General features: G+C 72.6%; 10 protein-coding genes. 3 read left to right on the top strand and 7 right to left on the bottom strand.

Annotated elements, in window-relative coordinates:
* The first annotated feature begins 42 nt into the window (after positions 1 to 42).
* From AC060K_RS02250 to galK, 3 genes are all read left to right on the top strand, one after another.
* Positions 43 to 2,115: a beta-galactosidase gene (locus tag AC060K_RS02250; RefSeq protein WP_483763822.1), complete on the top strand. Its 2,073-nt coding sequence runs from the start codon at positions 43 to 45 to the stop codon at positions 2,113 to 2,115.
* Positions 2,116 to 2,174: 59 nt separating this feature from the next.
* Entirely contained in the window at positions 2,175 to 3,800 is a 1,626-nt protein-coding gene (locus tag AC060K_RS02245) for a glycoside hydrolase family 53 protein (protein WP_483763821.1), read from the top strand.
* Between the two features lie 117 nt (positions 3,801 to 3,917).
* Positions 3,918 to 5,135 (top strand): galactokinase, encoded by a 1,218-nt coding sequence (gene galK / locus AC060K_RS02240; RefSeq protein WP_483763820.1) that lies wholly within the window; start codon positions 3,918 to 3,920, stop codon positions 5,133 to 5,135.
* A 66-nt stretch (positions 5,136 to 5,201) separates the two neighbouring features.
* On the opposite strand, the gene AC060K_RS02235 is transcribed toward galK, so the two are convergent.
* The 7 genes from AC060K_RS02235 to AC060K_RS02205 form a co-directional block, all read right to left on the bottom strand.
* Positions 5,202 to 6,392 (bottom strand): ABC transporter permease, encoded by a 1,191-nt coding sequence (locus AC060K_RS02235; RefSeq protein ID WP_483763819.1) that lies wholly within the window; start codon positions 6,390 to 6,392, stop codon positions 5,202 to 5,204.
* A complete protein-coding gene (locus tag AC060K_RS02230; protein ID WP_483763818.1) occupies positions 6,389 to 7,276 on the bottom strand; it encodes an ABC transporter ATP-binding protein in 888 nt (295 codons plus the stop codon). The genes AC060K_RS02235 and AC060K_RS02230 overlap by 4 nt, the downstream gene beginning before the upstream one ends.
* Positions 7,273 to 8,346 carry a permuted SH3 domain-containing protein gene (locus AC060K_RS02225; protein WP_483763817.1) on the bottom strand — a complete coding sequence of 358 codons (1,074 nt, stop codon included), beginning with the start codon at positions 8,344 to 8,346 and terminating at the stop codon, positions 7,273 to 7,275. The genes AC060K_RS02230 and AC060K_RS02225 overlap by 4 nt, the downstream gene beginning before the upstream one ends.
* 250 nt (positions 8,347 to 8,596) lie before the next feature.
* On the bottom strand, positions 8,597 to 9,406 hold the full coding sequence (locus AC060K_RS02220) for an exodeoxyribonuclease III (protein WP_483763816.1): 810 nt from the start codon (positions 9,404 to 9,406) through the stop codon (positions 8,597 to 8,599).
* Positions 9,407 to 9,460: 54 nt separating this feature from the next.
* Complete coding sequence (locus AC060K_RS02215; RefSeq protein WP_483763815.1) at positions 9,461 to 9,955, bottom strand: VOC family protein; 495 nt, start codon at positions 9,953 to 9,955, stop codon at positions 9,461 to 9,463.
* Between the two features lie 174 nt (positions 9,956 to 10,129).
* Positions 10,130 to 10,867, bottom strand: coding sequence for a DUF3800 domain-containing protein (locus tag AC060K_RS02210; RefSeq protein ID WP_483763814.1), 738 nt, complete (start codon positions 10,865 to 10,867; stop codon positions 10,130 to 10,132).
* A 261-nt stretch (positions 10,868 to 11,128) separates the two neighbouring features.
* Positions 11,129 to 12,919: a glycoside hydrolase family 35 protein gene (locus AC060K_RS02205; protein ID WP_483763813.1), complete on the bottom strand. Its 1,791-nt coding sequence runs from the start codon at positions 12,917 to 12,919 to the stop codon at positions 11,129 to 11,131.
* Positions 12,920 to 12,953: the final 34 nt, after the last annotated feature.

The raw sequence follows: 12,953 nt of genomic DNA, 5'->3' as shown, positions 1-12,953 counted from the left end.
ACGGCTGGGACCGTGCACAACGACGTGTCAAGGAGAGTCACCATGCCGCAGGCCTCGCCCGCGCCCCGGGCCACGCCGGCCCACCCCGGTCCCCAGTACTCCGGCTGGCTGCCCGGCATGGAGGGCATCTGCTACGGCGGCGACTACAACCCGGAGCAGTGGCCGGAGGAGGTCTGGGCCGAGGACGTCCGGCTCATGCGCGAGGCGGGCGTGAACCTCGTCAGCGTCGGCATCTTCAGCTGGGCCCTGCTCGAGCCCGAGGAGGGCCAGTTCGACTTCGCCTGGCTCGACCGTGTCATCGACCTGCTCCACGCCAACGGCATCCGCGTCGACCTGGGCACCCCCACCGCCGCCCCGCCGGCCTGGTTCTTCCACGCCAACCCGCACGCCCGCGTGGTCACGCGCGACGGTGTGGTCCTGGGCCCCGGCTCCCGCGGCATGGTGGCGCCCAGCTCGCCCGAGTACCGCGCCGCCGCGGTGCGGATCACCACCGAGCTGGCGAGGCGGTACGGCACGCACCCGGCGCTCGCCCTGTGGCACGTGCACAACGAGTACGGCGCGCCGGTGTCCGAGGACTACTCGGAGAACGCCCAGCACGCCTTCCGGCGGTGGCTGCGCGAGCGGTACGCCTCGCTCGACGCGCTCAACGCCGCATGGGGCACCGCGTTCTGGGGGCAGGTCTACCGCGACTGGGAGCACGTCCAGGTCCCCGCCGCGACGCCCACCACCGCCAACCCCGCACAGCGCCTCGACTTCGCGCGCTTCACGGACGCCATGCTCCTGGAGTGCTTCACGGCCGAGCGGGACGCCATCCGTGCCCACTCCGGCGTCCCGGTGACCACCAACTTCATGGCGGCTGCGTGCCCCGCCACGGACCTCTTCCGCTGGGCCCGCGAGGTCGACGTGGTCTCGAACGACCACTACCTCACCGCCGCCGACCCCCGGAACCACGTGGGCCTGGCCCTCGCCGCCGACCTCACGCGCTCCGTGGCGGGCGGCAAGCCCTGGATGCTCCTCGAGCACTCCACGTCGGCGGTGAACTGGCAGCCCCGCAACGTGGCCAAGCGGCCCGGGGAGATGGCCCGGAACGCCCTGAGCCACCTGGCCCGCGGCGCCGACGCGATCATGTTCTTCCAGTGGCGCGCCTCCCGCTCCGGCGCGGAGAAGTTCCACTCGGCGATGCTCCCGCACGCCGGGACCAGGTCCCGCGTGTGGCGCGAGGTGGTCCGGCTCGGCGCCGACCTGGGCCGGCTGTCGGAGCTCCGCGGCTCACGGGTGCGCGCCGACGTCGCGATCCTCTGGGACCAGGAGTCGTTCTGGGCGCAGGACCTGGAGTGGCGCCCCAGCGAGGACGCGTCGCACCGCGAGCGCGTGGACGCCTTCTACGACCGGCTCTGGCGCGACGGCCTCACCGTGGACTTCGCCCAGCCGGGCCAGGACCTGTCCGGCTACCGGCTGGTGGTCGCCCCGGCGTCGTACCTGCTCCGGGCCGACGACGCCGCGAACCTCACCGCGTACGTCGCCGCCGGCGGCACCCTGCTCGTGTCGTACTTCAGCGGCATCGTCGACGAGCACGACGCCGTCCACGCGGGCGGCTTCCTCGCGCCGCTGCGCGAGGCGCTCGGCCTCACCGTCGAGGAGTTCCTCCCGCTGCGCGCGGGCGAGGAGGTGGGCCTGGCCTACGGCGCCGAGGGCACGGAGCTCACAGGCACCGTGTGGGCCGACGACGTCGCGCTCGTCGGCGCGCAGGTCGTCGCCTCGTACGTGGGCGGGCCCAAGCCGGGCGGTGCCGCGATCACACGCCACCGGCACGGCGCCGGCACCGGCTGGTACGTGTCGACCCGGCTCGGCGTCGACGCCCTGGCCCTTCTCCTGGGCGACGTCTACGCGGACGCGGGCCTGGCGCCGTCGGGCCTCGACGAGGACCTGGAGGTGGTGCGCCGCCACGGCGAGGCCGCCGACTACCTGGTGGCGGTCAACCACTCCGCCACGGACCTGAAGCTCCCGGAGCAGGTGGTGTCCGCGCAGGCCACGGACCTGCTCACGGGTGAGCCGGTGACCGGTGCCACGCCGGTCCCGGCCGGGGGTGCCCGCGTCCTGCGGCTGCCCCGCTGAACCGCTCGCCGGCGGCCGCACCACCGCGGCCGCCGGCGGCACCACGTCAAGGAGGACGTATGAAGCACGGAGCACGTCTCGCTGCCGCGGCCCTCGCCGCCGCGGCCCTGGCGGTGTCGGCCGCCGTCCCCGCCCACGCCAAGCCGAAGGTGACCGCCGCGCCGGCGTCGTTCGCCAACCCGGGCTTCGAGTCCGGCCTCACCGGGTGGGACGTCCGGTCCACCACCGGCGACAAGGCCGCCGCGAAGGTCGAGGCCGGGGGCGCCGTCCCGTGGGCCCCCTCGGGCGCGGGCAACCACCTCACGCACTGGGCGGACCACGCGTACCAGGTCACCACGTCGGACGGCGTGTCCGGCCTGAGCACCGGCTGGTGGACCGCCAGCGCCTGGGTGAAGTCGGGCGCGGGTCTCACCAGCACGCGCCTCACCCTCACGGGCTGCGGCGGCGGCCGGGACGGGTCCGTCGTCGTGCCGTCGACGGAGCAGGACGACGCGTGGCTCAAGGTCTCCGTGTCGGCGTACGTGGCCGACGGGTCGTGCACCGTCGGGATCGCGACGGCGGGCGCGGCGGGCGCCTGGGTGAACGTCGACGACCTGACGCTCGAGCCGGGCCGCGCCCAGCGCGACGTCCGGGGCGGGGACCTGTCGGGCGTCGCGAAGAACGAGGACTTCGGGGCCAGGTACGCCGCCGCGAACGGCGCGTCCGGCGACCCCATGGAGATCCTGGCCGACGCGGGCATGAACCTGGGCCGGCTGAAGGTCTGGGTGAACCCTGCCGACGGCTACAACGAGGTGACGCACGTGGTCGAGTCGGCCAAGCGCATCGAGGCGGCCGGGATGGACGTCATGATCGACTTCCACTACTCCGACCGCTGGACCGACCCGGGCGCCCAGGGCGTCCCGGCCGCGTGGGCGGGCTCGACGGTGCCGCAGCTCGCGCAGCACGTGCACGACCACACCGCCCAGGTGATGCGCGCGCTCGTGGCCGCGGGCGTGAGCGTCGAGTACGTGCAGGTGGGCAACGAGATCAACCCGGGCATGCTCTGGCCGTACGGGCAGACGTGGGACGTCACGCCGGGCGACGGCGTCGAGGGCGCCCAGTGGGACAGCCTGGCGCTGTTCCTGGAGGCCGGGCACGACGCCGTCAAGGAGGTCTCCCCGGGGACGCGGACGATCCTTCACCTGACGAACATCAACAACGGGATCGGCTCGCTGACCTGGTGGTTCGACGAGGTGACCAAGCGGGGCGTGCCGTTCGACCTGATCGGCCTGAGCTACTACGGCTACTGGCACGGCTCGCTCGCCGACCTGCAGGAGGCGGTGGCGACCCTGTCGTCGCGGTACTCGCGTGACGTCATGGTGGTCGAGACGGCGTACCCGTTCACGCTCACGGACGACACCCCCGCGTGGGAGAACGTGATCGACCTGCCGTCCGAGCTGGTGCCGGGGTACCCGGCCACGCCCGCCGGGCAGGCGGCGGCGTTCCGCGCCGTGCAGGACGTCGTGGCCTCCGCGCCGGGTGGCCGCGGCCTCGGCGCCGTCTACTGGGAGCCCGCGTGGACCTCGGTGGCGGGCAACGGCTGGGACCCGGCCGACCCGTCGTCGGGCAACGCGTGGGAGAACCAGGCCATGTTCGACTTCTCCGGACGCCTGCTGGCATCGGCAGCGGCCACGCTGGCGCCGTAACCGCTCCACCTCACCCCGCCGAGGCAGTACCTCCGTCCGACGGAGGCACTGCCTCGGCGGGCTGGTGCGGCGATGAGCCATGATTGTGCGCAGTCCACAGTGAAGGAGCTATTCGTCATGACCACGCCGCAGTGGGTCGAGTCCTGGGCGCCCGAGGACGGCGCGGCCCGCGTGCACGCCCTGTTCGCCGCCGCCTTCGAGCCGGGCGCCGCGCCGGGGGTGTGGTCCGCCCCGGGCCGCGTCAACCTCATCGGGGAGCACACCGACTACAACGCGGGCCTCTGCCTGCCCACCGCTCTCCCCCACCGCACGTACGTGGCGCTGCGCCCGCGCGAGGACGACCTGGTACGGCTCACGTCCGCGCAGGCGGAGGGCGTCTGGGAGACCCGGCTGTCCGACGTCGGCCCGGGCACCACGAGCGGCTGGGGCGCCTACGTCGCCGGGGTCGCGTGGGCGCTGGCCGAGGCGGGGTACAAGGTCTCGGGCTTCGACGCCGCCGTCGACTCGTGCGTGCCGTTCGGCGCGGGCCTGTCGTCGTCGGCCGCCCTGGAGGCGGCGTTCGCCGTCGCGCTGGACGACGTCCACGGCCTCGGGCTCGGCGCGAGCGACGCGGGCCGAGCCGTGCTGGTCGACGTCTGCCGCCGGGCCGAGAACGAGATCGCCGGGGCCCCCACGGGCGGCCTGGACCAGTCGGCGTCGCTGCGCTGCGGCGAGGGACACGCCCTCCTGCTCGACTTCCGGCCGGGTCTGACCGCCGCCGAGTCGGCGCAGCCGGTGCCCTTCGACCTGGCGTCCGCCGGGCTCACCCTGCTCGTGGTCGACACGCGCGCCGAGCACTCCCACGCCACGGGCGAGTACGGCACGCGGCGGGCGTCGTGCGAGGAGGCCGCCGACCGGCTCGGCGTGGCCTCGCTGCGCGACGTCGTGGACCTCGAGCAGGCCCTCGCCGCGCTCGAGCCGCACGACGCCGACGGCGTCCTGCGCAAGCGCGTGCACCACGTCGTGACGGAGATCGAGCGGACGGCCGAGTTCGCGGACCTGGTCCGCGAGGGCGGCGCCGAGCGGGTGGGCCCGCTCATGGTCGCGTCCCACGAGTCGCTCCGCGACGACTACGAGGTCTCGTGCCGCGAGCTCGACCTGGTCGTGTCGGCCGCGCTGGACGCGGGGGCGCTCGGCGCCCGGATGACGGGCGGCGGGTTCGGCGGCTCGGCCATCGCGCTGGTCCGGCTGCCCGACGTCGGACGGGTCGCCCAGGCGGTCGCCGACGCGTTCGCAGAGGCGGGCCTGCGGGCGCCGGTGTTCCTCGACGCGCCGCCGTCGGCCCCCGCAGGCTGAGACCCCCTGCGCCGAGGCAGTGCCTCCGTCGGACGAAGGCACTGCCTCGGCGAGTCCCCGCGTGGCTCAGTAGCGGATCGCGTCGATCACCTTGACGCGGACCGCGTAGATCGCGGGGATCAGGCCCGCGAGCGCACCCACGCCGACGGCGCAGGCCATCCCGACCAGGGCGGCGCTGAACGGGAAGCCGGGCTTGTCCTGCAGGCGCGTCCCGAACGCCGCCTCGATCGGGATGTTCTTGACCACCGCGACGGCGATCACCACGCCGACGAGGCCGGCGACGACCGTCGCGACGACCGACTCCATCAGGACGCCGAAGAACACCCGCCCGCCCGTGGCCCCGAACGATCGCCGGATGCCGATCTCCCGGATCCGGTACCGCACCGTCACGAGCGAGATGTTGAGCAGGCCGAGACCGCCCAGGACCAGGGCGAAGCCGCCCACCCCCAGCACGACCCACTGCAGCGCCTGGTCCAGGGCGAACGGGTCCTCGTACGGCGGCTGGACCTCACCCTGGATCCCGGCGGCGTTCAGGTCGCGGGTGATCACCGTGGCGAAGTCCTTGCTGAGCTCGGGCGGGACCCAGAACTTGTGCTGCTCGGCGCGGGCCTGGTCCGGCAGCCACCGGGCGACGTGGTCGAACAGGACGAACGCCCGCGGGCCCTCCTCGGGGAATCGCGTGGGCAGCTTCCCGACGACGATCGCCGTCACCGGCGACGCGTCACCCTCGAGCAGGACCGAGGGCCGGTCCGCGACCGCCGCGCCCGGCGTGTACGTGTCGAGGAAGGCCTGGTTCACCACGAGGACGGGCGCCAGACGCTCGACGTCCTGCTCGGTGAACCAGCGGCCCTCCTCGACGTCGAGCCGCATGATGGTGCCGTAGTCCGGGTCGACCGACGTCCACTCGGACCCCATGGGGGTGGACGCTCCGCCCGCGACGTCCACGCTGATCCAGGACTCGGTCGTGTGGTAGGAGATGTCGTACCGCTCGGCGACCTTGTCCACCGCCGCGTCGACCTCCTGCGCGTCCTGCGGCACGGGACCTGACCCGTAGGTGTACGCGACGATGGTCCCGTCGCGACCCGACTCACGCTCCGTCTGCTCCGCCATGGCCTGGCCCAGCATCGTCACCGCGGCTGTGACGGCAGTGATGGCCGTGACGGCCGCCGCGACGCCGATCAGGGCGAGGAGCACGCGCACCTTGTGGATGCGCAGCTCGTCCCACGCCTCGATGATCGCGCCCACGAACCCGGTCATGCGGTCGCCTCCAGCTCCGGGACGGGTAGCGCCGCCGCCTCCGCCTGCTCGACCACCGCTTCCGGCGCGTCGAGGTGGATGGGGACCAGGACGCCGTCGGCCAGCCGGAACTGCCGGTCCGCGCGGGCGGCGATCGCCAGGTCGTGGGTGATGGTCACGAGGGCCGAGCCCGTCTCCGTGGCCGCACCGTCGAGGAGGTCCATGATGGCGCGGCCCGTGTCCACGTCGAGCGCACCCGTGGGCTCGTCGGCGAGGATGACGCGGGGGCTGCGCACCAGCGCCCGGGCGATCGCCACGCGCTGCTGCTCGCCACCGGAGAGCTTCTCGGGCATGGTCTCCAGGCGGTCGCCGAGGCCCACGCGGGCCAGCATGTCGGCAGCGAGGCGCTTTCTGCTCCAGAACTGCTTGCCCCGCGCGTACATCAGCGGGGCGGCGACGTTCTCCAGAGCCGTCCGTCCGCTCAGCAGGTTGAACTGCTGGAAGACGAACCCGAAGTTGTCGCCGCGAGCGCGGGCCCGGGCCCGGCTGCGCAGGGCGCCGACGGGCGTGCCCTCCAGGAGGTAGTCGCCCGAGGTGGGCGAGTCCAGCAGCCCGAGGATGTTGAGCATGGTCGACTTGCCCGTACCCGACCGGCCCACGATCGCCACGTGCTCCCCCGGCCCCACGGTCAGCGTGACGCCCCGCAGGATCTTGAGCACGTTGCCGTTCGGGAGGAGGACGTGCCGGGTCACGTCGCGCAGGTCGACGAGCGGCGCGGGGTCCGGGGCGGGCGCCAGGTCCGGCTGGCGGTCCGGGCCGGGGCCCGCGTCCGTCTCCGGTGCTGCGCCCGGCCCGAAGGCGACGGCGGGGGTCTCGGCGGTGTCCGAGATGGCGGCGTCCGTCATCCGAAGCACGCCTCCTCGAAGGCCTGCGCGGTCTCCATGTCACCGGAGTTCAGGGCGTTCTCGTAGGCGGTGGTGTCCTCGCAGTCGGGACCGTCCTCGGTCTTGTCCGCGAGCGGGGTGAACTCCAGGATCTTGTCGCCCTCGGCGAGGCCCTCGGTCACCTGGATCTGGGTGCCGTCGGTGAGGCCCAGCTTGATCTCGCGCTCCTCGGGCTCGGCACCCTCCTCGGCGACGACCCAGACCTTGCCCGTCTGCGACGAGCCCAGGACGGCGCTCACCGGCACGACGACGGCACCCTCCGCGTTGCCGTTGACGATCTCGATCTCGGCCCCGAGGCCGGGGAAGGCGGTCACGCCGGCCGGGATCGCGCAGCGGACGCTGCCGGTGGTGGTCGCCGCCGGGTCGGCGGCGGCCTCCGGCCCGGTGCCCGCACCGGTCGCGGCGGCACCGATCGTCAGGCCCGTGCAGGTGAACGGCGCGGGGCCGCCCTTGAGGGTCACCTGCGCCTCGCCGGCCGCGCCGACCAGGCGGTACTGCTGGTCCGCCGTCAGCGTGCCCGACACGGACAGGCTGCCGGGCGTCACCGTGCCGATCGTGACGCCGACGGTGACCTCCTGGTCCTTGAGGACCGTGACGTCGAGCGTGCCGCCGATGGGAGCCTTGATCGTGGTCACGGTGACCTTGGGCTTGCGCTCGGTCACCGTCTCCTCGCCCGTCGTGGGGTCGGTCTTGATCAGCGGCTCCTGCGGCTCTTCGAGGCGGATCTTGAGCACCTCGGCGTCGGCGCCGACGGCGCCGTCCGCAGCGATGATCTCCGAGACCTTGCCGACGGCCGTGGCCTTGATCTCGACGGGCGCGTCGGCCACGACGGAGGCCGGGACGACGACGGAGTTGGTCACCGTCGCGGTGGACACCTCGATGACGGAGTCGGTGATCTCCCCGGTGGGCTGGAGAGCGTCCGGCGTGTCGAGCTCGGCACCGGTGAAGGCGATCTTCACCAGGGCGGCGGCGATGACCGCCCAGACGACCAGCCGAAGGATGGGAAAGACGTACTGCCGGGTGATACCCAAGACGGGCTCCTCGCGTCGGCGCGGAATGCGGCGGTTTGTGGGGGCAGCTGCGATCCGGAGGACCTGCACTGCAATGGCACGGACAGTAGCGGACTTCTCGGTCTTATCGCCCGCACTCTCTCGCTTACGCTCCGCACGGTACTACACAGTGCGCACTACCGGGAAGCCTGTGCCCCGCGTGGCGCTGTGGGTATGGCTGTGGCGGGAATCCATGACCGAATTCCCGCCACAGCCATACCCACAGCCTCGCCTACAGGTCGTAGGTGGCGACCACCGGGGCGTGGTCGCTCCAGCGCGCCTCGTACGTCTCCGCACGGTCCACCTCGACCTTGCGGGCTGCGGCTGCTGCGGCCGCGTTCGCGAGCTGGTAGTCGATGCGCCAGCCGGAGTCGTTCTCGTAGGCCTTGCCGCGCCACGACCACCATGTGTAGGGACCGGGCCCCTCACCGCCGTGCTCCCGGCCCAGGTCGGTCCAGCCCGCGGCGAACCAGCGATCGAGGTAGGCACGCTCCTCCGGGAGGAAGCCCGCTGCCTTGAGGTTGCCCTTCCAGTTCGCGATGTCCACGTTCTTGTGGGCGATGTTCACGTCACCGGCGACGACGACCGGGTGGTCCAGGGCGGCCAGCTCGGCGAGGCGCTCGGTGACCTTGTCCAGGTAGGCGTACTTCGCGGTCATCGTCGCCTCCTGCCCCGGGCTCGTGGAGCCCGAGTGGATGTAGGTCGACACCACCGTGACCAGCCCGCCGCCAGGCAGCTCGACGTCGGCCTCCACCCAGCGGCCCGTGTCGACCGGGGGCTCCGGCTCGCCCTTGCCGAGGCCCACGCGCACCGCCCGCACCGGGTGCTTCGACGCGACGAGCACCCCCGCGCGACCCTTGATGTCGCACGACTGGTGCGCCACGTGCCAGCCCGCGAGCAGGTCGTTCACCACGTCGTCGGGCGCGCGCACCTCCTGGAGCAGGAGCACGTCCGGAGAGCGGGTGGCGATCCAGGCGTCCATCCCGCGGCGGAACGCGGCGCGGATCCCGTTGACGTTGGCGGTGGCGATCTGCAGGGGCACGCCGGAAGCCTACGCGGCGCGGGCGCCCGCGCCGGGTCACCACACTGTGACGTCTCAGACGGTGACGTCGTCGCCCTTGTAGGCCGCCTCCAGGGTGGGGATGTCGATCTTCTGCATCTGCAGCATCGCGTTGGTCGCGCGCAGGTTGGCGTCGGTGGAGTAGTCACCGCACAGCTCCTCGAGCCGCTTCGGGATGACCTGCCAGGAGACGCCGAACTTGTCCTTGCACCACCCGCACTCACTGGGTGCACCGCCGTCGGCGATGAGCAGGTCCCAGTAGCGGTCCACCTCCTCCTGGGAGTCGACCAGCAGGTAGAACGAGAACGCCTCGTCCAGGTTGAAGACCGGCCCGGCGTTCAGCCCGGTCACCGGCTGGCCCGCCACGGTGAACTCGACGATGAACGGCGTGCCGGGCTCCACGTCCGGGAGACCCTCCGGGGCCTTGATGACCTTGTCCACCGACGAGCCGGGGATGTTCGCGGCGTAGAACTCCGCCGCCTCGACCGCCTTGTTGTTGCCGAACCACAGGTGGGTCCTCAGGCTGACCATGACTGCCTCCTCGCATCGTGAACCCTCCCGACGAGGATCCCTCAGGAGCGCAGACCGGGCGCGGGAGGAAAACTCATCGACGGCTCCACCACATGTCACGCCCGATGGACCCTGATCGCTCCCTGCCCTAGACTCGGAACAACGCGATAGGGAGAAGATCCTGAGCGTCTCGCCTCAGCCCCTCACCTCGGTGGGGGGCTGCTGTGCTTCTCGGGGCCTCCAGATGCGCTCCCGGTGAAGCAGCGGCGCGACCGTCGCCCACAGCTGCTCGTTTGCGCGCTCCGCACGCTTGTCACCTTCCACAACGTCCGAGACTCGCTGATGGATGAAGGCGACGAGGTCCGCAGCCTGGACCGGGCGACTCATCTCCGACGGCACAAAGTAGAGCGTGTCGAGGATCCGCCGCGGGCTACCTCGATAACCCCAGACGTTTCCATGGCGCGTCCCACGCAAAGCCTGCTGCGCTGTCAGAGCCGAGTGATGCTCGTCGGCGACAACCATCAGTTCCTGGCCCCGACGATCGGCGTAGCGATCCATCTTTTCGAGCAGGTGCAACAGGGTGGCTACATGCTCGTTGCGCTCGTCCGCATATCGCCGTCTGAAGGACCGTCGGTCGAGCCCTTCCACGAAGAATGCCTCCGCGTGCTCCGCGACGACCTCAAGAGCCTGGCGGTAGATCGAGACGCGCGCACGAGTCATCAACCTCAACGGTGCCCAAGCCTCAGTCCCCTGAAAGAGGTCGTGCCCATGCAACTCACCTTCGGGAGCGAGCCCGTCGTACGCCGCGGACGCACGTTCCATGACGGAATTCAGACCTTCCAGCACGGGCCTGACGCTGAATTGATCCACGAGAAGCCCGAGGGTCCGGTAGTGCAAGCGATTCGAGGACTCATCGACATAGGCAAGGAGCACCGAATAAGGCTAGAGCACTCACTCCGGTCCGGCCCGCCCAGCGCAGCAGAGCACCGATGCAATCGATCGCCGCCGTCAGCGTGATCGGCAGTTTGGTGGGGGGGGGGGGGGGGGGGGGGCCGGCCCCCCCCCCCACCCCCCAGCACCCACCCCCCGGGGGGGCCCCGGGGGGGCGCCCCCCCCCCCGGGGGGGGGGGGGCGGGGGGGGGGCCCCCCCCCCCCCGCGGCCCCCCCCCGACGTCAGGCGGCAGAGAGGTCCGCTCAGGCCGGGGTGAACCCGGACCCGCGGACGAGGCGCGCGAAGGCGCTCGGCGGCGTGTCGGTGCGCGGGTCGAGGGACACGACGGTGACCGTGTTCGTCCCCACCTCCACGACCGGCCACGGCACGTACAGGCTGTGCTGCGGCCCGACGGCGTCGAACCGGCCCAGGCAGAAGCCGTTGACGAACGCGACCCCCCGGCCGACGCCGGCGACGGCCAAGCGCGTGTCGGCCTGCTCGCGCGCGACGAACGTCCCGGTGAGCGTCAGCGGCGCCACCGCGGCGAGCGCCTGGTCGGCCGGCCCCGGCGGGCCGACCGGGTGCAGCTCGTCGAGCCGGACGACCCGGCTCGTCCAGCCGTGCACCACCTGGCGTTCGTGCATCACCTGGCCGGTGATGCCCTTGGGCTCGCCCACGAGAGGCCCGTAGTTGACGCGCCCCAGCGTCTCAACGACGACGTCGACGCGCAGTCCTTCGTGGGGCACCGCCGGCAGCGGCACCTCCACGACCGGCCCCGCACCCCCGCCGACCAGGCGGCCCGCGGCGTAGACGGACGCGCGATCGTGGACCCCGGTGAGGCGCAGCGGGAGCGGCGCCCGCGGGCCGCGCACCACGGCCGTGTGGACCAGCACCCCCTGGTCGAGCCCGAGGTCCTCGGCCGTCGGCACGGCGGAGGTCCGCACCGCGGGCGCCGCGGCGAACGCCGACCCGGCGACGGGCACGAGCGGGAACGCCTGCTCCTCGAGCTCCGGCCGGCGCAGGGGCACGTCGGGCACCTCGGACTCGTCGCCGACCGAACGGCGGAAGCCGAGCAGGACGTCGCGGAAGCGCCAGAACGTCTCGGTGGGGTCCCCGCGCTCGTCGACCGGCGCGTCGTAGTCGTAGCTGGTGATGGTGGGCTGGTACTCGCCGTCGTGCACCGGGCCGCCGCGGTTCGCGCCCGCCCACGGGCCGAAGCTGGTGCCGCCCTGCGCCATGTAGAGGTTCACCGAGCCGCCGTGGTCGAGGATCTCGCGCAGCGCCTTCTCGGCGTCCTGCGGCTCGCGCTCAGTGTGGTCCTCGCCCCAGTGGTCGAACCAGCCGTCCCAGAACTCCATGCAGATGCGCGGCTGGTCGGGCCGGAACTTGTCGAGCGCGGCGAACGCGCGGCCCGCCCGGCTGCCGAAGTTGACGGTGGCGAGCACCCCCGGGAGCGTGCCGCCCGCGAGCATCCAGTCCTCGTCGCCGTCCGACGTGAACAGCGGGACGTCGATCCCGCGCGCCACCAGACCCGCCCGCAGGTGCTCCAGGTACGCCGCGTCGGACCCGTAGGACCCGTACTCGTTCTCCACCTGGACCATCGCGACGGGCCCGCCCCGCGTGTGCTGCAGGGCGGCGATCCGCGGGATGAGCTCGTCGAACCAGCGGTCCACAGCCGCCAGGTACGTCTCGTCGACGCACCGGATGCGCGTCCCCGTGCGGGCGGTCAGCCAGGCGGGGAGCCCGCCGTTCTCCCACTCGGCGCAGATGAACGGCCCGGGCCGCACGATGACGTCGAGCCCCTCGCGGTCCGCCAGGGAGATGAAACGCTCCAGGTCGGCGAAGCCCGTGAAGTCGTAGTGCCCCTCGTCCCGCTCGTGCAGGTTCCACGGCACGTACGTCTCGACCGTGTTGAGCCCCATCGCGTGCAGCATGCGCAGCTGCCGGGACCACTGGTCGGGGTGCACGCGGAAGTAGTGCAGGGCCCCCGAGAGGATGCGGTGCGAGCGGCCGTCGCGCAGGAGCTGCGCGCCGGACACGGTCAGGCTGGTCATGCTGGTCTCCCTCTCGGCGGGGCTGGACGTCGGA

The organism is Antribacter sp. NEAU-D49 (genome assembly GCF_057158775.1).
Note: the sequence above shows the minus strand (reverse complement) of the source record. Positions and strands in the feature narration are given on the sequence as shown.

Excerpts from the sequence above, each read along its gene's own strand:
- AC060K_RS02250 (WP_483763822.1), top strand. The coding sequence starts at position 43 with ATGCCGCAGGCCTCGCCCGCGCCCCGGGCCACGCCGGCCCACCCCGGT.
- AC060K_RS02245 (WP_483763821.1), top strand. The coding sequence starts at position 2,175 with ATGAAGCACGGAGCACGTCTCGCTGCCGCGGCCCTCGCCGCCGCGGCC.
- galK (WP_483763820.1), top strand. The coding sequence starts at position 3,918 with ATGACCACGCCGCAGTGGGTCGAGTCCTGGGCGCCCGAGGACGGCGCG.
- AC060K_RS02235 (WP_483763819.1), bottom strand. The coding sequence starts at position 6,392 with ATGACCGGGTTCGTGGGCGCGATCATCGAGGCGTGGGACGAGCTGCGC.
- AC060K_RS02230 (WP_483763818.1), bottom strand. The coding sequence starts at position 7,276 with ATGACGGACGCCGCCATCTCGGACACCGCCGAGACCCCCGCCGTCGCC.
- AC060K_RS02215 (WP_483763815.1), bottom strand. The coding sequence starts at position 9,955 with ATGGTCAGCCTGAGGACCCACCTGTGGTTCGGCAACAACAAGGCGGTC.
- AC060K_RS02205 (WP_483763813.1), bottom strand. The coding sequence starts at position 12,919 with ATGACCAGCCTGACCGTGTCCGGCGCGCAGCTCCTGCGCGACGGCCGC.